Here is a 24,365-nt window from a genome sequence, read left to right as displayed (position 1 = left end):
TCAATCTAACGTGACGGCGAATTCCGCCCGGGTCCAGGTCGGAGCTGCCAAGGGTGCCCCACGCAGGTCACGTCCAGGTCTCGTCAGATCACCCGCGGATCCCGTCACGACACGTACAGGTCCCGCCGCTCCTTGGTGAAGCGCCGCAGTGCCTGAGGTAGCGGCTCCACCCCGATACCCGGTGACCGTGGGACCGGAAGGTGCCCGTCGACCAGCACGAACGGCTCCGTGATGTCCTCGGCGAAGTACCGGCTGGACGCCGAGGTGTCCCCGGGGAGCGTGCAACCGGGCAGCGCCGCCAGCGCCAGGTTCGGTGCGCGTCCGATGCCCGTCTCCAGCATGCCGCCGCACCACACCGGCACCCCGTGCGCGTGCGCCACGTCATGGACCCGCCGCGCCTCCAGGTATCCCCCGACCCGCGCGGGCTTCACGTTCACGGCCCGGCACGCGTCCATCGCGATCGCGGACGCCGTGTCACGGGCGTTGTGCAGGGACTCGTCCAGGCAGACCGGGGTCGCCAGGCGCTGCTGGAGGCGGGCGTGGGCGTACAGGTCGTTCTCCGCCAGCGGCTCCTCGATCAGCAGCAGCCCGAACTCGTCCAGCCGCCGCAGATGCCCGGCGTCCGCGAGCGTGTAGGCCGTGTTGGCGTCGACCTGGAGCGGCAGGTCCGCCCCGAAGCGCTCGCGCACGGCCCGTACGGGTTCCAGGTCCCAGCCGGGCTCGATCTTCAGCTTGACGCGGACGTAGCCCTCGGCGAGATACCCCTCGACGGCGTCCAGCAGGTCACCGACGCTCTCCTTGATCCCGACCGACACCCCGGCCGGCACCCGCTCCCGCACCGCCCCGAGATACGTCGCCAGCGGCATCCCGTACGACCGCAGCTCCGCGTCGAGGACGGCCGTCTCCAGCGCCGCCTTCGCCAGTTCGTGCCCCTTGATCCTCGCCGTCGCAGGCGCCAGGTGGGCGGTGTCGAGGGCGGGGAGGGCGGCCGCGCGCGGCAGCAGGAAGTCGCGCAGCACGATCTCGGCGCCGGCCACGAACTCCGAGCAGTACAGCGGCTCGGGGTCGGCCGCGAACTCCGACCAGCCCTCGGCCGTGTCCGTGACGACGTGCAGCAGGAAGGTGTCCTTGGCGGTCATCGTGCCGAAGGAGGTGCGGAAGGGGGTGACCAGCGGGATCGCCACGTGGACGATCTCGACGCGCTTGAGTCTCACGGGGTGGCCTCCGGGCGGGTGAGCGTGTACCAGCCGTCCCGGGACATCCCGGTCGCGGTGAATCCGTCGGCGAAGGCCTTGGTGAACACCTCGCGCACGGCCCGCCGCCAGCGCAGCGCCAGCTCGGGGTCGGCCGCCCGCAGCGCCACGACGTCGTCCGGTACACGGCACCACAGGGCCCGGTCGCCGAGGTCACGGCGGGCGAGCGGGGCACCGTCGGGGGCGGTGTGCGTGGTGGGGGCGGCGTGGCGGTCGGCCGCGCCGCCCGGTGCATCCGGTGCATCCGGTGCATCCAGTGCATCCAGTGCGTCCAGTGCGTCCGGTGCATCCGGTGCATCCTTTTCATCCGGTTCACCCGGTTGTCCGTACGGCCGTGAGGACGACGCCGTGAGGTCCCAGGTCACCGCCAGCCGGTCGCTCTCGTCGCCGTCGTTCACGCCGTCGGCCATGGGTCCGTAGAAGTCGACGAGGTAGTCCGTGCCCTCGGCACCCAGCTTGACCAGGTTGAAGCGGGCGTTGCGGCCCACCAGCGGATCGAAGGTCCAGCGCATGGTCCGGGCCCCGTGCTCCAGCGCCCACGCCCGCTGGGCCTGCTTCACCTGGTATCCGAGCCCCCGCTCGGCAGCGGTGAGCAGCGAGTACGTCTGTCTCGACTCGGGCGGCCCGAACACCGCGACCGACGCCCCCACCAGCCGTGTCCCGTCGTACGCCGCATGCACCGCCCCGCCCGCGTGGGCGAGGCTGTTCAGTGTCTCGGGCAGTAACGGCGGCGCGCTCCGCGGCGTGTTCCATACGTCGCTGAAGTAGTCGGCGACGGCCGCGAACCCGGCGACGTCATGGATGGTGCGGATGCTGAGTGAGGTCATGAGTCGAGTGTCGCCAGGCGGCGACGACCCTGCCTAGGGCGCACGCGCACACGCCACCTACGACCGGACACGCCCCTCAGCGCAGCGCCTCCGCCACCTCCCGTGCCGCGTCCACGACCCGCGGCCCCACCCGCTCCGGCACCGCGTCGGCCAGCATCACCACTCCCACGCTGCCCTCGACCCCGGTGACCCCGAGCAACGGCGCGGCGGCCCCGCTCGCGCCGGCCTCCAACTCCCCGTGGGTCAGGGTGTAACCGGGCTCCTCCAGCGGCTGCCGCCGGGCGGCGAGGATCGCCCGGCCCGCCGCGCCGCGGTCCAACGGGTGCCGGAAACCGGCCCGATAGGCCACGTGATAATCCGTCCAGGTCGGCTCGACCACGGCGACGGCCAGCGCCTCCGTGCCGTCCACCAGCGTCAGATGGGCGGTCGCCCCGATGTCCTCGGCGAGCGAGCGCAACGCGGGCAACGCGGCCTCCCGTACCAGCGGGTGCACCTGCCGGCCCAGGCGCAGCACACCGAGCCCGACCCGGGCGCGGCCGCCGAGGTCACGGCGTACGAGTGCGTGCTGTTCGAGCGTGGCGAGCAGCCGGTACACGACGGTCCGGTTCACGCCCAGTTTGTTGGAAAGCTCGGTGACGGTCAGCCCGTGGTCCGTGTCGGCCAGCAGCTTGAGGACGCGCAGTCCCCGGTCGAGCGTCTGAGAGGTCTCCGCGGTCACGACGCCCACTCCTTAAGTGGTGAGGTCGGCGGGCCCCCGTCGTGGCGGGTGCGTCACCGAGTCCCGTCAGTGACGCGCGTCAGAGGCCGCCGATCGGCCGGCGGCCCGGCGTTGTCCGGACCGCGTCGCTTCACGGCTGCGCTCCGCGGCGGCGCTGCCACGGGGCGTGTGCGTAGCGGGACATTAGCGAAGCCGGTTCGCTGAGCGGAAGGCTCCGTCCAGAATCCGGGCAATGGCCGATACGGACGGCTCCCTGTTTGCCCTGATACGGCCCGGACTCCTTGGACGCCGGCGGACGGTGACCGGGCCCTTGTGGTGTCGAAGGCCGACTGACGGAGGCCGTGCGGTGCCGTGCGGACCGCGTCGAGCCGCCCGGCCGGATCGACCGCTTCGTGACCGCAGCCCAGACCCGGGCGGAGAAGTCGTTCTGCACCCGACCGCCGAACGCCTGGGCGATGCGGGCCGGGCCCGGCTGGTGAGGCCCGTCGCCGAGGACGATGACGGCGGTGCTGGCCTGCTGGCATCCCTCAAACGCGACCCGGGCGGTCGGCTTGGACTCCCTGCTCCCTCGGACCTCCGAGACACGAACGAGGATGGGCCCGGACAAGGACCACGCGATCAGCACCATGAGTGTCAGACGGCCTTTCCGGGGCGGGTGGTGTGGAGGCGTTCCCCGAGGTCGACCAGATGCGCATGCAGGACGTCCTCGGCCTCCTCCGCGGTCAGGTGGCCTATGAGCACGTGGCTGGTGAGGCCGTCGGCGAGGGCGAGCAGGGTACGAGCCTCGCGCTGCGGGTCGGGCGGCACAGTGCCTTCGTCGGTCGGGCCGCTCTCGGTCGCCTCCGTGATGAGGCGGGCGAGGAGGCGCTGGAGGGCCGCGTAGCTCGTTCTCAGCGGGCCGGCGAGCGACTCGCTGACGGCGGCCTTGGCGACGAATGCGAGCCAGATCCGTGCTTCGGCGCGGTGTTCCCTGCGAAGCAGGGCGATCTCGGTGGCCGTGTGCCCCAGGGCGGTGCCGGCCGACTGGGCCGGGCTCCGGGTCAGTCGGGCCCGCGCGCGTTCAGTGATGCGTTCGCCGACGTAGTCGACGGCAAACAGGAGCATCTCCTCCTTGCTGCGGAAGCAGCGCTGAACGGCACCCAGGGAGACCTGCGCACGGGCGGCGACGTCGCGCATGGTCACTCCCTCCGGTCCGTGTTCGTCGGCGAGGAGGCAGACGGCCTCGGCGATCTGACGGCGGCGGCCTTCGTAGTCCACCTGCTTGGGCATGCTCGGACCTCCCTTTATTTCAATACGATCGTATCGGTTCCGGGGTAGGGTTCCGCCACAAGCACGTCGACATGGGGACGGGGAGCCCAAGGATCATGCAAGACGCTCTGTGGAAACTTCCGGCCGCCGCCCAGGCCGCGGCGGTCCGAGACGGAGAGATATCGGCGGTCGAACTGGTCGACAGTCACCTGGAACGCATCGCTGAGGTGAATCCGCAGGTCAACGCGGTCACGCAACTGTTGGCCGAGCGTGCCCGTGAGGCCGCCGCGCAGACGGACCGGCGGCGGGCCTCGGGCGGAGAGCTCGGGCCGCTGGCCGGTGTGCCGTTCACGGTGAAGGAGTCCACCGCCATCGAAGGCGTGCCGACCACCTTCGGAACGGCACGCTTCCGCGATCTGGTCGCGCCTGCAGACGCGCTCCCGGTGGCTCGCCTACGTGCGGCCGGAGCCATACCGATCGGGCACAGCAATATGCCCACCCTGATCCTGGCGGGGATGCACTCACGCAGCGAGCTGTTCGGTGACACCGTCAACCCGTGGGAGCCAAGCCGGACACCGGGGGGCAGCAGCGGTGGCGACGCGGTGGCCGTCGCCACCGGCATGGCCGCGCTCGGACTCGGCAACGACTCCGGTGGGTCAGTACGGATCCCGGCCTCGTTCTGCGGCGTGACGGGGCTGAAGCCGACGGCCGGGCGGTTCCCGGCCGATCACCGCGTCTTCGGCCCGGACGACCCCGGACCGGCCTCGCAGATGCTGGTCACCGACGGGCCCCTGGCCCGCAGGGTCACCGACCTGCGACTGGCATACGAGGCGCTGGCCGGGACGGACCCACGGGATCCGCGGGCCGTACCGGTGCCCGTCCACGGCGAGCCGCTGCAGGTGCCGATGAAGGTCGCGGTCGTTACTGACCCCGGCGGCCACGGCGTCCACCCCACGGTCCGCAGGGCTGTCGCAGCCGCGGCCGATGCGCTGCGGGACGCCGGGTACGACGTGCGGGAGGTGGCGGACGTTCCGCGGCTGGACGAGGCACTCGAGGCGTACGGCCGGATCACCGTGACCGAGTTCGCTGAGACGTGGCCGGTGGTGCGCACACTGCTCGGCGAGGGCGGAGACCGCTACATCGAGATGGCAATGGAGAAGACTCCGCCCGCGACCGCCGCGGAGTTCATGAAGCTGATGGGAGCCTGGCTGGGCATTCGCCGTTCCTGGGCGGAGTTCCTCGACGAGTACCCACTGCTGCTCGGGCCGGTGTTCACCGAGCCGCCTGTCGAGCCGGGGGTGGAGTCACGCGACAGAGCGGGACGGGAACGGGTCGGCGCGGGCATGCGCCTGTGCACGGTGACCAGCTTCGTGGGCGTGCCCGGAGTCGCCGTGCCGACCGGAGTGACCGATGGGCTGCCGTCTGGCGCGCAGATCATCGGGCGCGCGTTCCGGGAGGACCTGTGTCTGGCCGCCGCACAGGAGGTCGAGGACCGACTCGGCGTGCTGACACCGATCGACCCGCGCTCTGAAGTCCCGGCTGCCGCACGGTAGGCGGTGTGGACAGAGCCAGGAGGGCCAACCGGCCGGTAGGCGAGGAAAGCAAGCATCCTCGGAGCCCTGATCGCTGTGATCGCGAAGGCAGTGGGTGACCGCCTCTATGGTGTGCATCGCGAACGTCCACCGACCGACCCGGAGGTGCCGTGCCCCTGCACATGAAGCTGTGCGCGATAACACTCGACTGCTCTGATCCGCTGGCTCTGGCGGCGTTCTATCGTCAGGCCACCGGCCTCCAACCTCACCCGGAATCCGACGTCGACTTCGCCGGTCTCACCTGTGAGGACGGACTCTTCATCGGCTTCCAACGGGTCGACGACTACCGGGCTCCCCGCTGGCCTGACCAAACTGTTCCTCAGCAGTCCCACCTCGACTTCGCGGTCGATGACCTGGACGAAGCCGAGACCCGGCTGCTTGAGCTGGGGGCGAGCAAGCCTGACCATCAGCCGAATGAGGACAGATGGCGGGTCCTCGCCGATCCGGCTGGGCATCCGTTCTGCCTGGTCAGAGGCCGATAGACGCTGACGTCGACGACGCGCGTCGGCGACCACGACCGTTTGGCGTGATGTAGCCATAGATGGTGGAACACCCGATCTTGAAGGTCTGGGCGATCTTCGCTGTGCACGGATCGCCTCCGGGACGGTGCGCAGTTCGAGCTGCTGCCCGTATCGGCCGATCCAGCGGCCGTGCCGCGGGCAGATGTTGGTGCTGACCGGGACGTGGTGTGAGGCGTGGGCGGTGATGCCCAGGCCGGCCGGGCAGCGGGTGCAGACCGGCTGGGTCGTCCGGCCTTTGCAGGCAACGGCTTGAGGGGCTGCGCGGTGAAGCGGGCGGTCAACTCCGCGGTCCGCAGGTCGGGCAAGGCCCGCAGGAGCCGGTCGACGGGGTGCCCGGACAGGCAGTGGATCGCGTGCAGGGTGGTGAGCTTGCCCGGATGGATGCGGTCGGGGTCCTGGATGTGGGCGGACAGCCCCTGATGGGAGAGGCGGTTCGCGGCGGCGAGGCGTCCCAGGTAGGAGCCGGAGGTCTCGCGGTGGAGCGGTTCGACCGTGCGGGGCAGCTGCCGCGGTCTCGGGCCGGGCAGGGCTGGTCTACTCACGCGGCATTCGCCTGCCCGGGGAAGGGTCCCGCAGGACGTGCGGCGTGAGCATGTCGGCCCAGGCAGGCAGATGGGCCTTCGCCGCGACGGCCAGACCGTTGCGCAAGGCGTCGTCGCCGACACGGTGCGAGGAGCCGTATGAGTTCTTGCGCTCGGAGGGGGGCAGCGGGACACCGGGATGAGTGTGGCCGTCGTCGAACTGGCCCAAGACGTCCTCGACGCACCACCGCGGTGCGGCCCGCCGTTGATCAGCGGCACCATCCGGTCACGCGGGCCCGAGCCGCGGGCGCCCCTGCCATGGCGCACGTGGAGCTTGCCGAAGCGGCCCAGCTCCCACTTGGCCGCGGGACATACGTACGGCGCGTGAGACGACCCAGGCGCGCGGGGCCGTATCGCGAAGGCCCGGCGCCCGGCGTCAGCGCATGCGCGTGGCCCACTCCTGCACCTTGGCGATGCGCTGCTTGAGTTGCCCGGCCGTGGCCTCGGCGCTGGGCGGTCCGCCGCACACGCGCCGCAGCTCGGTGTGGATGACCCCGTGCGGCTTGCCGCTCTGGTGCACGTACGCGCTGACCATGGTGTTGAGCTTCTTGCGGAGCTCCATCATCTCCTTGTGCGAGACGACGGGCCGCCGCTCCGCGGGCAGCTCCAGCAGGTCGGCCTCCTCGGCCGGCTTCTTGCGGCTGTGGGCGATCTGCCGGGCCTGCCGCTTCTGCAGCAGCAGCTGCACCTGGTCGGGTTCGAGGAGTCCCGGAATCCCGAGGTAGTCCTGTTCCTCCTCGCTGCCGGGGTGGGCCTGCATGCCGAACTCGGCACCGTCGTAGAGGACCCGGTCGAAGACGGCCTCGGACTCCAGCGCCTCGAAGGAGAACTGCTCCTGCTCGCCGGTGTCCTCGTCCTGCTCCTTGTTCGCCTCCTCCATCTCCTTCTCGGACTCGGCGTACGGGTCCTCCTCGCCCTCCTTCTTCGGCTTGTCGAGGGCGTGGTCGCGCTCGACCTCCATCTCGTTGGCGAAGGTGAGCAGGTCGGGGATGGTCGGCAGGAAGACGGACGCGGTCTCGCCGCGCCGCCGGGACCGTACGAAGCGGCCGACGGCCTGGGCGAAGAAGAGGGGGGTGGAGATGGTGGTGGCGTACACCCCGACCGCGAGCCGGGGCACGTCGACGCCCTCGGACACCATTCGCACGGCGACCATCCAGCGGTCGTCGTTGTTGCTGAACTCGTCGATGCGGCCGGAGGCCCCGGCGTCGTCGGACAGGACGAGGGTCGCCCTGGTGCCGGTGATCTCGCGGATGAGCTTGGCGTAGGCGCGCGCGGAGTCCTGGTCGGAGGCGATGACGAGGGCGCCGGCGTCCGGGATGGCCTTCCTGACCTCGGTGAGCCGCTGGTCGGCGGCGCGCAGCACGCTGGGCATCCACTCGCCGCGCGGGTCGAGGGCGGTGCGCCAGGCCTGGCTGACGGCGTCCTTGGTCATCGGCTCGCCGAGCCGGGCGGCGATCTCGTCGCCCGCCTTGGTCCGCCAGCGCATGTTGCCGCTGTAGGAGAGGAAGATGACGGGCCGCACGACGCCGTCGGAGAGCGCGGAGCCGTAGCCGTAGGTGTAGTCGGCGGCCGACCGCCGGATGCCGGCGTTGTCCTCCTCGTACGTCACGAAGGGGATGGGGTTGGTGTCCGAGCGGAACGGCGTACCGGTGAGCGCGAGTCGCCGCGTGGCGGGCTCGAAGGCTTCCAGGCATGCCTCGCCCCAGGACTTGGAGTCACCGGCGTGGTGGATCTCGTCGAGGATGACGAGGGTCTTGCGCTGCTCGACGCGGTTGCGGTGCAGCATGGGCCGCACGCCGACGCCCGCGTACGTCACGGCGACGCCGTGGTACTCCTTGCCGAGCGGTCCGGCGCTGTACTCGGGGTCGAGCTTGATGCCTATGCGCGCGGCCGCCTCCGCCCACTGCTTCTTCAGGTGCTCGGTCGGCGCGACCACGGTCACCTGCTGCACGACGTGGTGGTGCAGCAGCCAGGAGGCGAGGGTGAGGGCGAAGGTCGTCTTTCCGGCGCCGGGCGTGGCGACCGCGAGGAAGTCACGCGGCTGCTCCTGGATGTACTTCTCCATCGCCCCCTGCTGCCAGGCACGCAGCTTGCTGGCGGTGCCCCAGGGGGCGCGGCCGGGGAAGGCGGGGGAAAGGTGATGGGAGGAGGCGGCGGTGGTAGTCACGGTCTCCGTCGGGGTCGGGCGGCTGGGCTACGTAGGGCACTCGGCCACGTATGACAACCGGGCCACCCTACCGGCGGCCCGGTCGCGTCAACGCGCGGACGGGGCCGGGTCACGCGCCGGTGGGACCGAGGTCACAGTCAGCGCGCGAAGCGGGGCAACTGAGCCGCGATCTTGGGCACGTTCAGGGCGCCCTGGCAGACGTCCAGCACGAACCGCTCGGCCTCGTCCACGTCAAAGTCCGCGTCGAGGGGATGCCCATTCATGTGCAGGAAGACCCAGGTCGCGTACCAGGCGATGCGCTTGTTTCCGTCTACGAGGGCGCGGTTGCGGGCGAGGGACTCCATCAGCGCCGCGGCCTTCTGCCACACGTCCGGGTAGGCGTCCTGCCCGAACACGCTCGACTGCGGACGTGCCAGGGCGGAGTCCAGGAGCCCGTAGTCGCGCACCTCGTCCGCCCCGAGCCGCTTCGCGAGGTTCAGCAGCTCGGGCAGAGTGAGGTAGTGCATCAGGCGAGCCTCCGGTTCAGCTCGGCGCTGGCCTTGAGCACGTGTTCGGCCGCCTCGTTGAACAGCCGCGAGTGTTCGTTTATGGCCGCGATCACGGCGTCGTGCGCGAAGGCCTGCATGCTGCGTCCCTCTGCAGCCGCACGCTCGCGCAGCGCGTCGAGCTCCTCGTCCGTAAACCGCAGGTTCAGTCCAGCCATGGCTCGATGGTACTGCGTGGTACCACTTGGTGTCACCGAGATTCGCCCCGCAACCGCGTAGTCACCCAAGCCCCCACCAACGCCACCCCCGCCATCGGCAGGAACACCGCCGCGAACGCCACCGGATGCGCCCCGGCCCCGGCCGCCCCCACCGCCGTATGACCCACCGCACCCCCGCCCAGCGCGGCGAACGCGGCGCCGCCCGCCGAGAGGAGGACGACGTTGGACAGTCCGTCGGAGATCTGGAGGGCGGCGGAGTTGGTGCCGGCCTCCTCGGGGGCGGAGAGGTGGAGCAGGAGCACGCTGGTGGAGGAGATCACCAGCCCCATCCCGAAGCAGCCGAACGCCCAGGCGACGGCGACGGTCCAGGCGGGCACGGAGTCGATCAGCACGCTCGGCGCGGCGGCGATCGCGGCGGCGACCAGCAGCATCCCGACCGTCATCAACCGCTCCCGGTACGGCTCCACCCGCGGCCGCGACTGCACCCACGACGCCAGCGCCCACGTCGCCCCACCCGCCGCGAGCGAGAACCCGGCGAGCGTCGGCGACAGTCCCCGCTGGGTGACCAGCATCAGCGGCACGAAGGACTCGGCGGCGATGAAGGACCCCGCGGCGACCCCGCGCAACAGCACCACGGACGGCAGCCCGCGCGCCGCCCGGTAGGTGCCGCGCGGGAGCAGACCGAGCACCGCCGGGACGAGGAGCGCGGCGCCGACGACGCCGGGGACGAGCGAGAGCCACCGCAGGTCCTGGGCGGCGTACTGCAGCAGGCCGGCGCCGAGGGAGATGCCGAGGGCGAGCCGGATGCGGCGCCGGTCGAAGGAGGCGGCGCGGGCGGAGTCGTCGAGCGGTCCGCCCGCCCGGCGGCGTATCTGCGGCAGCGCGAGGGCGAGCGGGAACACGACGAGCACCGGGATCCCGACGAACACCCAGCGCCAGCCCAGATGCTCGGTCACCGCCCCGGAGGCCAGCGGCCCCACGATCGACGGCACGACCCAGCTCGCCGAGAACGCCGCCATGATCGCCGGCCGCAGCCGCTCGGGATAGACCCGGCCGACGACGACGTACAACGCGACGATCACGAGCCCTCCGCCGAGCCCCTGCACGGCCCGGCCGAGGATGAACACCCACATGGCGCCGGCGGTCCCGGACAGCAGCAGCCCGGCCCCGAAGGAGGCGATGCCCGTGGTCAGCGGGCCCAACGGCCCGCGCCGGTCCGACCACTGCCCCGCGAGCACCATCCCGAACAGGCTGGTGGTGAAGTACCCCGAGAACGCGAACGCGTACAGCGGGACCCCGTCCAGCTCCCGCGCGGCCACGGGCATGGCCGTCCCCACGGCGGTCGCCTCGAAGGCGATGAGCAGCACGACGGAGACGATCCCGACACTGAGCGCCCGATAGGACCGGCTCAACACGGTCTCCTCGGTCGCGCGCGGTGACGGGTCGTCGGACGTCTTCGCGACACGGGCGTCGCGCGGCTCGAGGGCGGTCATGGACGCCAGCGTAAGGGCCACAACCGACATTGACCCCTGTCGAGAGACGGTCCCTCCATGCGACCTTGGCCGTACGACCACCGGGGTTCCCCCATCAACGAGCTCCGCGCGCCGGGGAGTTGCAGTGGTTCGATCCCCCTCCCCACCGTCTCCACGTACGGCAGCACAACCCTGGCCCCCCTCCAGATGTCCAGGACATGACTGGACGGCAAAGCTCCGGTCGCCGTGCTTCCTGTCCCGACGAGGAGACCAACCGTGCGCCACCACACGCGCCCGCACATCCGCCCCTCGGCAGCCCTCGTGGCCGCTGCCGCGATCGTCGCGGCCGTCCCCGTGGCCACCGCTCCCGTGGCGTCCGCCGAGGAGGCCGAGCCCTCCCTGGTGGTCTCGAACCTGCCGCGTACGTCTCCCAAGCCGGGCGACGTGTACGACGAGTCCGTCGTCATCACCAACAAGGGCGCCGCGGCCGCCGACGGCGTCACCTTCCGGATCCGGCTGACCCGGGGGCTCGACTTCCCCGAGCCCGTGGCGGGCTGCGCCTACTCGACCATCGGGGACCAGGTCAGGCAGGCGCTCTGCGAGCTCGACACCGTCATCGCACCCGGCGCCTCCATCGAGACGCCCGTGCGGTTCAAGGCGCTGCCGAAGGCGCTGATGGAAGCCGTCGAGTACGGCACCGGGCCCACCGGTGAGGCCCCGGGCGAGGGGTTCGACGACAGTCACCGGCGCCTGACCCTCACCGCGGACAGTTCGGCCGACCTCGTCGCGGTCGGCGAGTGGACCGAGGCGCTCGCCGGCGACCGGCAGTCGGTCACGGTGAAGCTCCGCAACGACGGCCCCGGCTGGATCCAGAACCAGGAGAGCGACGACCAGACGGCGCTCATGGTGCGGATCCCGCCGGGCGCCTCCGCCGTGGAAGTGCCCGAGGACTGCGCTCCGTTCGGCATCGACGGTCCCTCCGGGCCCGCAGGGACGCCGGGCAAGTCCACCTACGTCTGCTGGCCCGACGACCACACCATCGAGGTCGGCGAGTCGCTCGCCCACACCTTCATGCTGAAGATCGGCGCCGATGTGAAGGGCACCATCAAGGGTGAGGTGAAGGCGACCTCCGTGTACGACATCCGCCCGGCGTTCGACAAGAACCCCGCCAACGACAAGGACTGGCTCCGCATCGACGTCCCCACCGACAACGAGCCCGGCCCCGCCACCTCCGGCGGCTCCTCCACCGGCGGTTCTTCGGGCGGCGGCTCCACCACGGGCGGCGACGGCAACGACCCCGAGGGCCAGTCCACCGGCGGCACGGGCGGCACCGGCGGTTCAGGCGGCACGGGCTCCACGTCGGCCGGCACCTCGGCGGGCGCCTCGACCGGCGGCACCGGATCCGTCGACGGCAACCTCGCGAGCACCGGCTCCGACGGCACCCCGCTCCTCGCCGGAGCCGCAGCCGCCGCGGCCGCCCTCGGCGGTGCCCTGGTCCTGGCCGTACGCCGCCGCGCGGCCGCCAAGTCCTCCTGACGGCACCGCCACCCGTCCCTGAGGCCGGCAGCCACGCACACCCGGCCTCAGGAGTACGGCGTCCCCCGCGGGACATGCGGCTGAAGGAGGCGCGGCGAGTTCTCGAAGCCCAGGCGGGCGTACGCGGGGATCGCCCGGGGTGAGGAGTGGACGGTGACCCGCTCCAGACCGAGTTCCCCCGCCCTGGCCAGGGTCTCGGTGATCAGACGGCCGCCCAGCCCCGCGTCGCGCGTCTCCGGACCACGTACGCGCACGGGAGGTCACCGGACGCCCGGTGCAGCGCGTGCGGGGTCGGCACGCGGGGGACGACCGCCGGCCAGGCCATGCCGATGATCTCGTGCCGCGGACCAGCGCCATGCAGCGGTGCGAGGAGGCGTTGCGGCCCGCCCAGGGGAGGAAGTGCCGCAGGAATTCCTCTTCGTCGACGGCCGCCGGCGCCGCGCCGTCGGTCTCCAGGATCCACTGCCGGCGCAGTCCGGCGACGACGGCCAACTCGCCCGGTTCGGCCGGGCGGACCGGTGAGGGTGTCCATGCGGGCACTGTCGATCTCCCCCTCACAGGCCGCCCGTGCATCGCCCCATCAGGGGCGCCCGGCACCTGAATCGGACCACGCCACGCCTCGCCCGCCGGTCACCTCACCGCCCCGCGCCCACCGCTTCCAGCACCCCACTCGCCTCGTCCTGGAACACCTCCGTCCAGTAGTGCCGGCCGTTTCTCCCTGCCTCGGTGCCGGTCGGGTCGACCGTCGACAGGACCTGGAGCATCGTCATGGCCAGTTGGTCGTAGGTGTCGGTCGTCAGCTCGTGGCCCGACTCCTCGTCGATCGCCTGCTCGCGGTGCAGCAGCCAGAGCGTGAAGGCGAGAGTCGAGACGTCCGTGTTCAGGGGGAACAGCCTCGCCTCGGGCTCGCTCCAGTTCAGGACCGCGCCCGTCTCGCCGTCGACGACCAGGCTGTGGTCCTCGACAAGGTGACCGAGGCGTATCAAGTGGTCGGCCCAGGCGGGGAGTTCGGCCGAGGCGTCGGCGTCGGCGTAGTGCTCGGCCAGCGTCGCCAGGGGTACGTCCGTGTCGAGGCAGAACAGGAAGCCGTCCTCCGGCAGCCCCACCTCGCGCAGGAAGCGGCGGGTCGGCTCGTGCGTGAGCGTGGCGGGGAAGTCGACCTCCTCGAAGCGCACCACCTCGCGCCGGCCGAACTCCTGGTCCAGGAGACGCGATGGCAGGTCCAGGGCCAGACCGGACTGCCCGGCCCGGCCCGCCACGAGCGCCAGCGGGCGGATCAGGGCCGCCATCTTCCAGAACGGCGCCGGCTCGCCCTGCGCGCCCTCCTCGAACACGGTGAGCAGCTGCCGCGACGCCTCCGCGACCGCCTGCGGGCCGTAACGGCCGACGTAGGAGGCGAACTGTCCGCGCAGGCCCGCCAGTTCGTCCGTCGCCTCCGCGAAGCGGACCAGCGTCCGCAGGGACGATGCCAGGGGGCGGCGGTCCATCAGGTCGGGGCGGTCGTGCAGGACGTACGTCGTCGAGATCTCGCCCGTCGCACCGTCCAGCAGGACCGACTCCGTCTCCAGGGCGCCGGGGCCCAGCAGCCCGCCTATCACCAACTGGTCCCGCAGCCGGGCGGCCAGTCGGTCCTCCGCGTCGCCCGTCGAGTCCGCCACCGTCCGCAGACCCTCACGGCACAGCTCGGCGAAGCTCAACACACCGCTGTCGCACGGCAATCCGGGGCCCGTCAGCCATCGCCGCGTCGACGCGTGCGTGACGTACGGATCCAGCTCGGTCTCGGTCAGGATGACCGCCGTGTCACCGGCGCAGGTCGTAATGGTCGTGCTCATGGACTCCCCCGCATGTGCTCGCTCACAGCCCCGGGCGGGACACAGCCGATCGACCAGCCCACCGGGCTCGGCGGCCGTCCCACTGCCCAGAACACTACGCGCCACCACTGACAACGCGCCGGACGAGCGCGGATCCGGCCACGCCCGAACACCGCGCCGCCGGTCCACCCCACAAGACGTCGGCGCACCCCCGCCCGTTCCCGCCCCGCCAGAATCGCGTCGCCCGTCTCCCCCACGGTCGGCTCCGAGGAGTCCACCCACAGCCCGACGCGCGGCGTCCGCGCCCGCAGCTCCCCGTCCAACCGCTCGACGGTCCGGTCCCCGTAGCCCGTCTTCGCCCGCCCTGCCTCCGCGTTCGCGTCCGCCGTGCCCGGTTCGTACTCCCCGCGTCCGGAGACGATCATGCGCCGGAAGACGTCCCCGACCGCGGACTTCCCGGCCGGCTCCCCCGCGGCCCAAAGGGCGCGGGAGGTACCCCGTCCCCGGTCACGAGCACCACCGCGCGCATCACGTGAGGTACACGCCGCCCAGGACGACGACGATCGCGGCGAGCAGGAACAGCAGGATCCACAGCGCCAGCCTGCCCACACCGGGGGCGGGTTCGTAGCGCGGCGGATCCGGCTCGGTCACTGCCCCGTCACCACCGCGGCCTGCGGCCGGATCGGCAGCCGGTTCACCGGGCGGCCGGTCGCGGCCCGTACCGCGGAGGCGATGGCCGCCGGCGAGGTCACGACCGGCACCGCGCTCACCGCCTTCGCGCCGAACGGCGCCACCACGTCCCGTTCCTCCACCAGCTTCACGATCCGGATGTCCGGGGCGTCCAGGGCCGTCGGCAGTGCGTAGCCCGTCAGGTCCGGGTGGCGGATCAGGCCGCGTGCCGAGCGCAGGTTCTCCGTGAGCGCTATGCCCACGCCCTGCGTCACGCCCGCCTCCAGGCGGGCCTCCAGCTGGGCCGGGTTCAGCACGCGGCCGACGTCCTGGGCGAGCGCCAGCTCGACCACCCGTACCGAGCCCAGTTCGATGTCGACGTCCACCACCGCGCGGATCGCGCAGAAGGACATGCCCACGAAGGCGTCGCCCTGGCCCGTCTCGTTCAGCGGTTCGGTGGGGTGGGGGCGGCACTGGGCCGTCGCCCACAGTTCCTTGCCGTCCAGCGCCTCGGTGACGGTGGTCGACAGCACGCCGTCGTACGAGGTGATCTTGCCGTCGGTGATCTGGAGCAGTTCGGTGGACATGCCGAACTTGTGCGCCAGCGGCTGGAGCAGCTGCGTACGGACCATCTTGGCCGCCCGCTCCACCGCGCCGCCCGACACCCAGGTGTGGCGGCCGCGGCAGCCCGCTCCCGCCGGGGGCTGGTCGGTGTCGACGGGTGCCACGTGCACCTCGTCGATGCCCAGGGTCTCCTGGACGATCTGCCGGGCCAGCGTCGTGAAGCCCTGGCCGGTCTCGACGGCGGCGCACAGCACCGTCGCCACGCCGTCGTGGACCTTGACCGTCGCCGTGGAGACCTCGTCCGCGCCCTCGGCGCCGAGCATGTGCACCATGCCCAGGCCGTAGCCGACGCCCCGCCGCACGGCACCCGGTTCCCCCGCGCCCTCGGGGCCGCCGGGCAGCAGCCACTCGTCCTCCGGCGTGTCCTTGGGCAGCGGCGGGAGGGGGTAGTCCCGTACGGCCTGGAGCAGTTCGGCCACGGGGGCCGGGCAGGTCACCGTCTGGCCCGTCGGCAGCACGTCGCCCGTCGCCATGACGTTGCGCAGGCGCAGCTCCGCCGGGTCCACGCCGAGCTTCTTGGCCAGCTTGTCCATCTGCGCCTCGTACGCGGCGCACACCTGCATGGCGCCCTCGCCGCGCACATGGCCGGAGGGCGGGTTGTTGGTGCGGACGGCCCAGCCCTCGATGAAGGCGTTCGGGACGACGTACGGGCCGCAGGCGAAGGCGACCGCGGCGGCCAGGGCGTCGGAGGACGTGTCGGCGTACGCGCCCGCGTCCAGCAGGATCTGCGCCTCGACCTTCACCAGCCTGCCCTCGGCGTCCGCGTGGTGGCGGTACCGGAGGAGGGTGGGGTGCCGGTGCGTGTGGCCCAGGAAGGACTCTTCGCGCGTGGCCGTCAGCTTCACCGGGCAGCCGGTCCTGAGCGCCAGCAGGCCGAGCGGGAGCTGGAAGCCCTGGTCCTCGCGGTCGGCGGTGGCGCCGGGGACGCCGGTGACGACGACCTTGACGCGCTCGGGCTCCAGGCCGTAGCAGGCGGCGGCCCGGTCGCGGTCGGTGTGCGGGTCGGTCGAGGCCAGGTAGAGCTCCACGCCGCCGTCGGGGCGCGGTACGGCGAGGCCCGCCTCGGCGCCGATGGGGGCCGGGTCCTGGCGGCCGATGCGGTACAGGCCCTCGACGACGATCTCGCCGGCCGCGTCGGGGTCGCCGTGGCGCAGCGGGATGTGGCGGATCAGGTTGCCGTCGGGGTGCAGCGGCTCGGCCTCGAAGGCCTGCTCGGGGTCGGTCACCGGGTCGAGTACCTCGTACTCGACGATGACGGCCGCGGCGGCCAGGCGTGCGGTGTCGGGGTGGTCGGCGGCGACGGCGGCGATGGGCTCGCCGTGGTGGCGTACCACCTCGGAGGCGAAGACCGGGCGGTCGGCCTGGCCGCGGCCGTACACCGGGTTGCCGGGGACGTCCTCGTGCGTGACGACGGCCCGGACGCCGGGCATCTCGCGCGCGTGGGACGTGTCGATGGACGTGATGCGCGCGTGCGGGTGCGGTGAGCGCAGTACGGCCGCCCACAGCAGGCCCTCGGCCCACAGGTCGGCCGCGTACGGGAAGGTGCCCTCGGTCTTGGCGCCGGCGTCGGCGGCCGGCAGGGAGGCGCCGATGCCGTGCGGGATCGACTCGGGGGCGGGTGCTGCCTCCGCGGCTGTGGTCGCGGTGGCGGCTTCGTTGCTCACGCCTGGCCTCCGTCCTGTCCGTACGCCTGGTCATGCGGTCCCGTGGGCCGCGGGTTCATGGCCCCGGGTGCCTCGAACGCCGACGGGTTGACGCCACCGGCGCCCGGACCCGCCTGGTGGGGGATACGCGGCTCGTCCCCGTCCCGTTCGCCCTCGGACGCCGTCTGTGCCTCGCGCTCGGCGACGACTTCCTTGACTGCCTCCACCACGCCCCGGTAGCCGGAGCAGCGGCACAGGTTGCCGCACAGCGCCTGGCGGGTCTCCAGCTCGGTCGGCGCCGGATTGCCCTCCAGCAGGTCGTGCACGGTCATCGCCATGCCGGGCACGCAGAAGCCGCACTGCACCGCGCCGCACCGCGCGAGTGCCCGCTGCACGTCGGAGGGGTGTCCGTCGGCGGCCAGGCCCTCGACCGTGCGGACCTCGCTGCCGGCGGCGGTCACGGCGGGCACCAGGCAGGACGCGACGAGCCGTCCGTCGACCTGCACGTTGCACGCCCCGCACTCGCCCTGCGAGCAGCCGTCCTTGGCGCCCGCGAGGCCGAGCCGCTCGCGCAGCACGTAGAGCAGCGACTCACCGATCCAGGCGTCCGAGACGGGCCGGTCGACGCCGTTGACGCGCAGGACGTAGGAGGCGAGGGGGTGTTCCTCGCCGGGAGGCGGCGGTACGTCGTCGGAGGGGGCCGTCTGCGCGGGCTCCCCGGCGGTTTCCGCCTCGGGCTCCGCGTCCGCCGCGCTGTCCGGAGCGGTGTCCGCGGGAGGCTCGGCGGGGGCGTCAGCGGCCTCTGCGGGGTCCGGGGCGCCCGGGGCGCCCTGGGTGTCGTCCGCGGCCTGAGGGGCCTCAGGAGCGGGCTGTGGGGGCTCGGCGCCGGGTTCGTCGCGCGGCCGCGTGAAGGCTTCCACGGACACCTGCCCGGCGGTCTCGGCGGGCCGCTCGTGCGGGTGCGCGTCCGGGGCGAGTTCGGCGGCCGTCACGCGCGCGTGCGGGTCCGAGCCCGGTGCGGCGGGCGTGTGCTCCTGCGGGTCCGGGTGCCCCGGCGCCTGCGCGGCCGCCGCGGGCTGCTCGTGGAGGTGCTGGTCGTGCGCGTGCCGCGGGTGCGTCGGGGCCTGCGCGTCGGGCCGTACGGCGGGCTGGTCGCCGCCGTGCGCCACGGACCGCTCCTGGGCCGGCGCGGCCTGCGCCTGCTGCCCCCACGGCTCCCCGGTCGCCTGCGTCGCCCACGGCGCGGGCGCGCCGCCCGGGAGCGTGGCGGGAGGGGTTCCGCCCCACTGCTCGACGAGTGACGAGGTGGTGAACTCGCCCGATTCGTCCGGAAGGTCGCCGTCGGCGACGGGGATCGACCACTGTCCGGTGACGTCGTGACCGGGCGCCGCGGCGGCCTCCTGACCCGTCCCGGTCTCCGAGAAGTTCCACTGCTGGGTGGCCCCGGGGTTGTACGCGAACCGGTCGCCGCCCGTGTCCTGTCCGGCGGCGTTCGGGTCGGGCCACCGGGCGCCCTCGGCGGGCGCGCCCGCGACCGGCCAGCCACCGGGGGCCGCGGGGTCGGTGCCCTCGGCCGATCCCGGCGCGACCGTTATCCGCGGCGGCACATACCCGTGACCGGGCGCGGCGAGCGGACTGTCGGAGGAGGCCAGGAGGGCGTCGACGCCCCCTTCGGGGAGCTTGACGAAGGCGGTGGCGCCGTCGTCGTAGTCACCCTGGGGCAGCGGGTCCCAGCGACTCCCGCCCTGGGGCGTGTCCTCTCCGTGCTGGTCGTCGGTCACGACAGCGCCCTCCCCAGTGCTCGTCGGGCCAGCGCGGCGACGGTGCGCCGCAGGTGCAGTACGGCGGGCGGATGCTGAGTCACGGAGCCGTCCTCGGCCGGGGCCGGGTCGGGGATGCAGGCCGCGGCGACGTACTCCCCGAAGGCGTGCAGCGCCTCGGGGACGATCGCGCGGTTGTTGTCCCAGTCGATCAACTGGGCGACCCAGTGCTCGGCCTCCAGGGGCCTGAGCGGCATCGGCGCTATGGCGCCCACGGCGCACCTGACTCCGCGCCGGGCGGGGTCGAGGACGACCGCGACGGACGCCATCGCGCGGCCCGGGCCGGTGCGGCCGGTGGCCTTGAGGAAGACCTGCGGGGCGTGCAGCAGCGGCACGCGCACGTAGCCGATGAGTTCGCCCGCGCGAAGCATCTCCATGCCGGCCAGCAGGTGCGACACCGGGACCTCCCGGCGGGCTCCGCCCGGGCCCGCGACGATCAGGGTCGCTTCGAGGGCGGCGAGGACCGGCAGCGCGTCACCGGTCGGGGACGCCGAGGCGATGTTGCCGCCGAGCGTGCCGGCGTTGCGGATCTGCGGCGGGCCCGCGGCGCGCGCGGCGGCCGCGAGCGCCGGGATCAGGGCGGCGAAGTCGGGGCGGCCCATGCGGGCGTGCGTCAGGCCGGCGCCGAGCAGGGCGTGACCGTCCTGGTACTGCCAGCCACGGATCTCGCTGATCCGGCCGAGGCCCACCAGGGCGGCGGGCCGGAGCTGCCCGGAGTTGACGGCGGCCATGAGGTCGGTGCCGCCCGCGACGGGAACGGCGGCGGGCATGGCGCCGAGTGCCGCCACGGCCTCGTCCAGCGTCGTGGGCAGCGTCACGGCCTGCGCCGCCTGCGGTGCGCTCGTGGTCAAACCGACTGCCCCTTCCCGCTGCCCCACCTTGTCCCACCTGTGTTGCCGTACCGTACGTGCTGACAGGGCGGACGTGGCAACTCTGGCACATCTTCGCAGGAGCCGAGGACACGGGTCCGCTAGGAGGCATTCGCCCACCTCACCGGGGAGATGGTCCGTTTTCGCACGGCATCGCCGATGCGTACCGATTGACACTCTTCGGTGACCCCTTGCCGGGTTTTTTCCATTACCTGTTCGGGGGCGGCCCGTCGATCGGGCGGCCGGGCACACCGGGGCGCCGCTGCCACGGCCGCGGTCCCGTCGGCGGGCGGTACGCCACTCCCAGGGCGTCAAGTCGCCCGTAATGGGCGGTCATCCGCCGCTCGAAGCCGGCGAAGTCCCGCTGCGCCGGGGCGGGCAGGCTGCTCCAGGCGACCTCGGCGAAGGCCGCGAGGCGCGGGAACGTCTGGTAGTCCACGCGCGCCTGGTCCTCCATCACCTCGGTCCACACGTTGGCCTGCGCGCCGAGCACGTGCCGGGCCTCGTCCGGCGTCAACTCCGCGGGGACGGGCTCGAACCGATAGACGTCCTCCAGCGTGCGCACGTATCCGATCGGCACCGGCTCGTCGGAGCCCGCGTCCTGACGGTGGTCCAGGTACACCTGCTGCTCGGGGCACATGACGACGTCGTGCCCGGCCCGCGCGGCGGCGATCCCGCCCGCGTATCCGCGCCAGGACGACACCGCCGCCCCTTTCGCGAGCCCGCCCTCCAGGATCTCGTCCCAGCCGATGAGCCTGCGCCCGCGCGCGGCGAGCCACTTGTCGAAGTGGCCGATGAACCATGCCTGGAGCTCGTCCTCGCCGGTGAGCCCGAGTTCCCTGATACGGGCCTGCGCGGCCGGCGACCGCTTCCACTGCTCCTTGAGGCATTCGTCACCGCCGACGTGAACGAACGGCGACGGGAACAGGTCCAGGACCTCCTCGAAGACTCCCTCGTAGAAGCGCAGGGTGTTGTCAGTGGGGGCGAGTACGTTCGGAGAGATCCCCCAGTTGTCCCAGACGGAGAGGGTGGTGGTGTCGATGACGTCGGTGTTGCCGAGTTCCGGGTACGCGGCGATCGCGGCCTGCGAGTGGCCCGGTACGTCGATTTCGGGGACGACGGTGATATGCCGCTCGGCGGCGTAGGCGACGATCTCGCGGATGTCGTCCTGGGTGTAGAAGCCACCGTGCGGCTTCTCCTCCCACAGCGGGGAGGCCCGATGGCCGAATTTGGTGCGCGCCCGCCAGGAGCCGACCTCCGTGAGCCTGGGGTACTTCCTGATCTCGATGCGCCAGCCCTGGTCGTCCGTCAGATGGAAGTGGAAGACGTTGAGTTTGTGGACCGCCATCAGGTCGAGGTGGCGAAGGACGCCTTCCTTGGGCATGAAGTGCCGGGCGACGTCGAGCATGAGGCCACGCCACCGGAATCGGGGCGCGTCCTTGAGGTGTGTCGCCGGCAGCCGCCACCGCCGTCCCGGCAGGGGGGCGCGACGGTAGGCGTCCGGGCCGAGCAACTGCCGTAGCGTCTGGGCGCCCCAGAAGAGTCCTGCCGGACCGCCACCGGCCACATGCACGGTGTCGCGCAGGACCATCAGGCGGTAGCCCTCCTCACCGAGGTCCTTGGTCACCGCGGGGTGGAGGTACAGCTGGATGCCGTTCTCGGGGGAGTCTCCCGGGGCCAGTGGAAGGCCGGTGGCCGCCCCGAGCACACCGCGCAGCCAGCGCTCGCTCGCCCCGCCGCCCTCGCCCGCCACCAGGCGGGTGTCGGGTCCCAGTTCGAAGTGGCCGCCATAGGTGTGGGCGTACCGGGGCGTCGGAATCAGTTCGGTCACGTCAGTCCTTTACCGCCCCGCCCAGCCCCGACACCAGCCGACGCTGCACGAGTACAAACCGTTCCTGGAAGCCAAGCGGGAGTACAGCTGAGGGCTCCGGACGGCTCGCCCGTTCCACCAACGCCCTGTGCGGCCACTACGCGAACCTGTGCGGGGGCTGAGCATGGCATCCCGTATCGAGCGGCAGCGGAGAGACGAGGGCAGCGGCTACGGCCACATGCAAAAGGCCCTCGTCGTCGACAACGACAATCCCGAGGGGGCCGCGTACCGGCGCCTGCTGGAGCACTGCCCCGCCTGCCAGACCTCGCAACCCCTACGGGTTTCTGAGCGCCAGAAGACCTCCACCGAGAATTTCGGCAGAGGTCTTCGCGCTGCCCTGTCGGGCACGCCAAAAGCGCCCCGGATGCCTTCAGAGGTCCGGCTGTGAGCGGGTCACTTCTTGCCGTCGCCCTTGTCGTCGCCGCCCGCGCCCATGGACTCGTAGATCTCCTTGCACATGGGACACACGGGGTACTTCTTCGGGTCGCGACCAGGCACCCAAACCTTGCCGCAGAGCGCCACGACGGGGGTGCCGTCGAGGGCGCTCGCCATGATCTTGTCCTTCTGGACGTAGTGGGCGAAGCGCTCGTGGTCACCGTCGCCGTGGGACACCTGTGGCGTCGGCTCTACGAGGGTCCCGGTACCAGTCCCGCGCTCGGGCTCAAGAGTGCTCATGACGCCAAGAGTAGTCAACCGCCCGTCGCTGAAGCGACGGGCTCGCACAACGGGCACCACTGGCGGTGATGCTGCGTTTGCGTCCAGTCACACCCCGCTGACGCGGTGGTGGGGCAGGGGCCGTTGACTGGGCCCCGCGTCGCCACAACTCCCACGCACGCGCGCGGATGGTGCGGGAGCCGTTCCGGTCCGCGTGATCAACGAATCCGCAGGACCGGCACGCGAACCAGGCCTGACTGACCCGGTTCGCCTTGTCAATGTGCCCGCACTCGGCGCAGCTGTGCGAACGACCAGCTGGAGTGAGTGGCCCGTTGGGGCTTTCGAAGCCGTACCCGCTCACGGATGCCCGTCAAATCCTCCAGGGCGATCCCGCGACCGGTGCGTTCCGCCTCGGCCACCACATGTTTCGCGATCTTGTGGTTGATGTCCTTCGCCCGCCGCGCCTCCTTGCCCCGCCGCTTCTTCAGCCGGCGCTTGGCGGACGGAGTGTTCTTCTTCTGCAGCTTGGCCCGCAGCCCGCGCTCGCGTGCCCGGACGCGGTTGATCTCCCGCCCGGCCATGATCTCGCCGTCACTGGTGGTGGCGAGGGCTGCGCACCCTCCGGGCGGAAGGTGATCGGCTTCCCGATGGCTTTCCGGTACCGCGTCGAGCCGGGCTTTCCCAGGTTTCCGGCCTTCAGGTTGGCCTTCAGCGTCGCGTACGCGTCGCACATCTTCTTGATCACGTGCTGGGCGGCCTGGGCACCCAGCCGCCACCGGGCCTTGATCTCGCCGTAGGTGCGCTCGCGCAGCGCGAAGTTCTTCTTCACATCCTTTTCGAAGGCCACGCCGCTGGCCCACGTGGCCGCCTCGTCGCACGCGCGCAGGGTCACCTCAAGTGCCGCCGCCTGCACGGACGTCTTCCGCACTCGACGCTGCTGCGGTGCTCCGCACCGTCCCTCATGGACGATTCCTCCCGGGCGTGAACGCCCGGAGTTGCTCGCAAGGACCCCGCTGAAGCTGACGTGTATCAGTTGAGCGAAGGGTCGTCCGGGTACGTCGCCACCATCGCGAGCTCGTTGCGCTGGCGGCGCAGCACCTCACGCCAGAGTCTCTCCGGCGACGGCGAGGAGACGTCTCCCGGCTCGGACTCGACGACGTACCAGGCGCCCTCCACCAGTTCGTCCTCGAGCTGGCCCGGTCCCCAGCCGGCGTACCCGGCGAAGATCCGCAGGCTGCCGACGGCCGAGGCGAGCAGCTCGGGCGGTGCCTCCAGGTCCACGAGCCCGATCGCGCCGTGCACCCGGCGCCAGCCCAGCGGGGCGCTCTCGCGGGTCGCGTCACCGGGGATGACGGCGACGCCGAGCGCCGAGTCGAGGGACACCGGGCCGCCCTGGAACACGACGCCGGGTTCGCCGGCGAGATCCGCCCAGCCCTCCAGGATGTCGCCCACGTCCACGGGGGTCGGACGGTTGAGGACGACACCGAGGGAGCCCTCCTCGTCGTGGTCGAGAAGGAGCACCACCGCGCGGTCGAAGTTCGGGTCCGCCAGGGCGGGCGTTGCCACGAGCAGCCGCCCTGTGAGCGAGGACACCTCGGTCATGCCAGACATGATCCCGCATCTTCCCTTCGCGTGGGGAGGCAATCCCGGTTCGGGAGTGAATGCAGCTCAGGGCGGAAAGGAGCGCCGCCCGGCGCACGAACGCAATGGTGACCGCTCGTGCCCGACAGCGAACGGTTCGTGTTGTGACACAGCTATGACGTTCCTGAGCCGTACTCGGGCTTACT

The 24,365-nt window shown here is 72.1% G+C and carries 27 protein-coding genes and 1 pseudogene; 6 read left to right on the top strand and 22 right to left on the bottom strand.

Going from position 1 to position 24,365, the window contains the following annotated elements; all coding sequences use genetic code 11:
• Window positions 1-104: 104 nt before the first annotated feature.
• The 3 genes from menC to ABZ078_RS10750 form a co-directional block, all read right to left on the bottom strand.
• A complete protein-coding gene (menC, locus tag ABZ078_RS10760) occupies window positions 105-1,214 on the bottom strand; it encodes an o-succinylbenzoate synthase (RefSeq protein ID WP_356573761.1) in 1,110 nt (369 codons plus the stop codon).
• Complete coding sequence (locus ABZ078_RS10755) at window positions 1,211-2,080, bottom strand: chorismate synthase (RefSeq protein ID WP_356573759.1); 870 nt, start codon at window positions 2,078-2,080, stop codon at window positions 1,211-1,213. The genes menC and ABZ078_RS10755 overlap by 4 nt, the downstream gene beginning before the upstream one ends.
• Before the next feature lie 76 nt (window positions 2,081-2,156).
• Window positions 2,157-2,798 carry a helix-turn-helix domain-containing protein gene (locus ABZ078_RS10750; protein WP_356573757.1) on the bottom strand — a complete coding sequence of 214 codons (642 nt, stop codon included), beginning with the start codon at window positions 2,796-2,798 and terminating at the stop codon, window positions 2,157-2,159.
• A 341-nt stretch (window positions 2,799-3,139) separates the two neighbouring features.
• Here ABZ078_RS10750 and ABZ078_RS10745 point away from each other — a divergent pair, with 341 nt between their 5' ends.
• Window positions 3,140-3,277, top strand: coding sequence for a hypothetical protein (locus ABZ078_RS10745; RefSeq protein WP_356573755.1), 138 nt, complete (start codon window positions 3,140-3,142; stop codon window positions 3,275-3,277).
• A gap of 154 nt (window positions 3,278-3,431) precedes the next feature.
• On the opposite strand, the gene ABZ078_RS10740 is transcribed toward ABZ078_RS10745, so the two are convergent.
• Window positions 3,432-4,067 carry a TetR family transcriptional regulator C-terminal domain-containing protein gene (locus tag ABZ078_RS10740; RefSeq protein ID WP_356573753.1) on the bottom strand — a complete coding sequence of 212 codons (636 nt, stop codon included), beginning with the start codon at window positions 4,065-4,067 and terminating at the stop codon, window positions 3,432-3,434.
• A 95-nt stretch (window positions 4,068-4,162) separates the two neighbouring features.
• Between ABZ078_RS10740 and ABZ078_RS10735 the strand changes: the two genes are divergently transcribed.
• Together ABZ078_RS10735 and ABZ078_RS10730 are read left to right on the top strand one after the other, a co-directional pair.
• The gene (locus tag ABZ078_RS10735; protein WP_356573751.1) at window positions 4,163-5,599 is read left to right on the top strand and encodes an amidase; all 1,437 of its coding nucleotides are present in this window, start codon (window positions 4,163-4,165) and stop codon (window positions 5,597-5,599) included.
• Window positions 5,600-5,760: 161 nt separating this feature from the next.
• Complete coding sequence (locus ABZ078_RS10730) at window positions 5,761-6,120, top strand: VOC family protein (RefSeq protein ID WP_356573749.1); 360 nt, start codon at window positions 5,761-5,763, stop codon at window positions 6,118-6,120.
• Between the two features lie 573 nt (window positions 6,121-6,693).
• Here ABZ078_RS10730 and ABZ078_RS10725 read toward each other — a convergent pair.
• The 5 genes from ABZ078_RS10725 to ABZ078_RS10705 form a co-directional block, all read right to left on the bottom strand.
• A complete protein-coding gene (locus ABZ078_RS10725; RefSeq protein ID WP_356573747.1) occupies window positions 6,694-6,909 on the bottom strand; it encodes a hypothetical protein in 216 nt (71 codons plus the stop codon).
• A 207-nt stretch (window positions 6,910-7,116) separates the two neighbouring features.
• On the bottom strand, window positions 7,117-8,907 hold the full coding sequence (locus ABZ078_RS10720) for a DEAD/DEAH box helicase (protein ID WP_356573745.1): 1,791 nt from the start codon (window positions 8,905-8,907) through the stop codon (window positions 7,117-7,119).
• A 137-nt stretch (window positions 8,908-9,044) separates the two neighbouring features.
• Window positions 9,045-9,413: a Fic family protein gene (locus ABZ078_RS10715; RefSeq protein ID WP_356573743.1), complete on the bottom strand. Its 369-nt coding sequence runs from the start codon at window positions 9,411-9,413 to the stop codon at window positions 9,045-9,047.
• Window positions 9,413-9,610, bottom strand: coding sequence for a hypothetical protein (locus ABZ078_RS10710; RefSeq protein WP_124441851.1), 198 nt, complete (start codon window positions 9,608-9,610; stop codon window positions 9,413-9,415). The genes ABZ078_RS10715 and ABZ078_RS10710 overlap by 1 nt, the downstream gene beginning before the upstream one ends.
• A gap of 32 nt (window positions 9,611-9,642) precedes the next feature.
• Window positions 9,643-11,103: an MFS transporter gene (locus ABZ078_RS10705; RefSeq protein ID WP_356573741.1), complete on the bottom strand. Its 1,461-nt coding sequence runs from the start codon at window positions 11,101-11,103 to the stop codon at window positions 9,643-9,645.
• A gap of 255 nt (window positions 11,104-11,358) precedes the next feature.
• On the opposite strand from ABZ078_RS10705, the gene ABZ078_RS10700 reads away from it, so the two are divergent.
• The gene (locus ABZ078_RS10700; RefSeq protein ID WP_356573739.1) at window positions 11,359-12,618 is read left to right on the top strand and encodes an LPXTG cell wall anchor domain-containing protein; all 1,260 of its coding nucleotides are present in this window, start codon (window positions 11,359-11,361) and stop codon (window positions 12,616-12,618) included.
• A gap of 47 nt (window positions 12,619-12,665) precedes the next feature.
• Here ABZ078_RS10700 and ABZ078_RS10695 read toward each other — a convergent pair whose 3' ends face one another.
• Window positions 12,666-12,872: a GNAT family N-acetyltransferase gene (locus ABZ078_RS10695; RefSeq protein WP_356573737.1), complete on the bottom strand. Its 207-nt coding sequence runs from the start codon at window positions 12,870-12,872 to the stop codon at window positions 12,666-12,668.
• A 145-nt stretch (window positions 12,873-13,017) separates the two neighbouring features.
• Here ABZ078_RS10695 and ABZ078_RS10690 point away from each other — a divergent pair, with 145 nt between their 5' ends.
• Entirely contained in the window at window positions 13,018-13,140 is a 123-nt protein-coding gene (locus ABZ078_RS10690) for a hypothetical protein (RefSeq protein ID WP_356573736.1), read from the top strand.
• A 113-nt stretch (window positions 13,141-13,253) separates the two neighbouring features.
• Here ABZ078_RS10690 and ABZ078_RS10685 read toward each other — a convergent pair whose 3' ends face one another.
• From ABZ078_RS10685 to ABZ078_RS10655, 7 genes and pseudogenes are all read right to left on the bottom strand, one after another.
• Window positions 13,254-14,450, bottom strand: a complete 1,197-nt coding sequence (locus tag ABZ078_RS10685) for an SUKH-4 family immunity protein (protein ID WP_356573734.1) — start codon at window positions 14,448-14,450, stop codon at window positions 13,254-13,256.
• 185 nt (window positions 14,451-14,635) lie between these two features.
• Window positions 14,636-14,872: pseudogene (locus ABZ078_RS10680) on the bottom strand (phosphotransferase); the annotation flags it as partial.
• 85 nt (window positions 14,873-14,957) lie between these two features.
• Window positions 14,958-15,080 carry a hypothetical protein gene (locus tag ABZ078_RS10675; protein WP_356573732.1) on the bottom strand — a complete coding sequence of 41 codons (123 nt, stop codon included), beginning with the start codon at window positions 15,078-15,080 and terminating at the stop codon, window positions 14,958-14,960.
• Complete coding sequence (locus tag ABZ078_RS10670) at window positions 15,077-17,386, bottom strand: molybdopterin cofactor-binding domain-containing protein (protein WP_356573730.1); 2,310 nt, start codon at window positions 17,384-17,386, stop codon at window positions 15,077-15,079. Before ABZ078_RS10670 ends, ABZ078_RS10675 begins: the two co-directional genes overlap by 4 nt.
• Complete coding sequence (locus ABZ078_RS10665) at window positions 17,383-19,146, bottom strand: 2Fe-2S iron-sulfur cluster-binding protein (RefSeq protein ID WP_356573728.1); 1,764 nt, start codon at window positions 19,144-19,146, stop codon at window positions 17,383-17,385. Before ABZ078_RS10665 ends, ABZ078_RS10670 begins: the two co-directional genes overlap by 4 nt.
• Window positions 19,143-20,036 (bottom strand): FAD binding domain-containing protein, encoded by an 894-nt coding sequence (locus ABZ078_RS10660; RefSeq protein ID WP_356573726.1) that lies wholly within the window; start codon window positions 20,034-20,036, stop codon window positions 19,143-19,145. The genes ABZ078_RS10665 and ABZ078_RS10660 overlap by 4 nt, the downstream gene beginning before the upstream one ends.
• A 226-nt stretch (window positions 20,037-20,262) precedes the next feature.
• Window positions 20,263-21,876 (bottom strand): beta-N-acetylhexosaminidase, encoded by a 1,614-nt coding sequence (locus tag ABZ078_RS10655; protein WP_356573926.1) that lies wholly within the window; start codon window positions 21,874-21,876, stop codon window positions 20,263-20,265.
• Window positions 21,877-22,048: 172 nt separating this feature from the next.
• On the opposite strand from ABZ078_RS10655, the gene ABZ078_RS10650 reads away from it, so the two are divergent.
• A complete protein-coding gene (locus tag ABZ078_RS10650) occupies window positions 22,049-22,312 on the top strand; it encodes a hypothetical protein (protein ID WP_356573725.1) in 264 nt (87 codons plus the stop codon).
• 5 nt (window positions 22,313-22,317) lie between these two features.
• Here ABZ078_RS10650 and ABZ078_RS10645 read toward each other — a convergent pair whose 3' ends face one another.
• The 5 genes from ABZ078_RS10645 to ABZ078_RS10625 all read right to left on the bottom strand — a co-directional run bounded on the left by ABZ078_RS10645 (window position 22,318) and on the right by ABZ078_RS10625 (window position 24,180).
• Window positions 22,318-22,599 (bottom strand): DUF3039 domain-containing protein, encoded by a 282-nt coding sequence (locus ABZ078_RS10645; protein ID WP_004000877.1) that lies wholly within the window; start codon window positions 22,597-22,599, stop codon window positions 22,318-22,320.
• Window positions 22,586-22,939, bottom strand: coding sequence for a zinc ribbon domain-containing protein (locus ABZ078_RS10640; RefSeq protein ID WP_356573723.1), 354 nt, complete (start codon window positions 22,937-22,939; stop codon window positions 22,586-22,588). The genes ABZ078_RS10645 and ABZ078_RS10640 overlap by 14 nt, the downstream gene beginning before the upstream one ends.
• The gene (locus tag ABZ078_RS10635) at window positions 22,854-23,159 is read right to left on the bottom strand and encodes an IS200/IS605 family accessory protein TnpB-related protein (RefSeq protein WP_356573721.1); all 306 of its coding nucleotides are present in this window, start codon (window positions 23,157-23,159) and stop codon (window positions 22,854-22,856) included. Before ABZ078_RS10635 ends, ABZ078_RS10640 begins: the two co-directional genes overlap by 86 nt.
• Complete coding sequence (locus ABZ078_RS10630) at window positions 23,063-23,491, bottom strand: hypothetical protein (RefSeq protein ID WP_356573935.1); 429 nt, start codon at window positions 23,489-23,491, stop codon at window positions 23,063-23,065. Before ABZ078_RS10630 ends, ABZ078_RS10635 begins: the two co-directional genes overlap by 97 nt.
• 116 nt (window positions 23,492-23,607) lie before the next feature.
• Window positions 23,608-24,180: a YqgE/AlgH family protein gene (locus ABZ078_RS10625; protein ID WP_356573719.1), complete on the bottom strand. Its 573-nt coding sequence runs from the start codon at window positions 24,178-24,180 to the stop codon at window positions 23,608-23,610.
• Between the last annotated feature and the right edge of the window lie 185 nt (window positions 24,181-24,365).

This window comes from Streptomyces sp. NPDC006385, assembly GCF_040612485.1.
Lineage (GTDB): Bacteria > Actinomycetota > Actinomycetes > Streptomycetales > Streptomycetaceae > Streptomyces.
The sequence above is the reverse complement of the archived record's forward strand: the minus strand, read 5'-3'. Positions and strand labels throughout refer to the sequence as shown.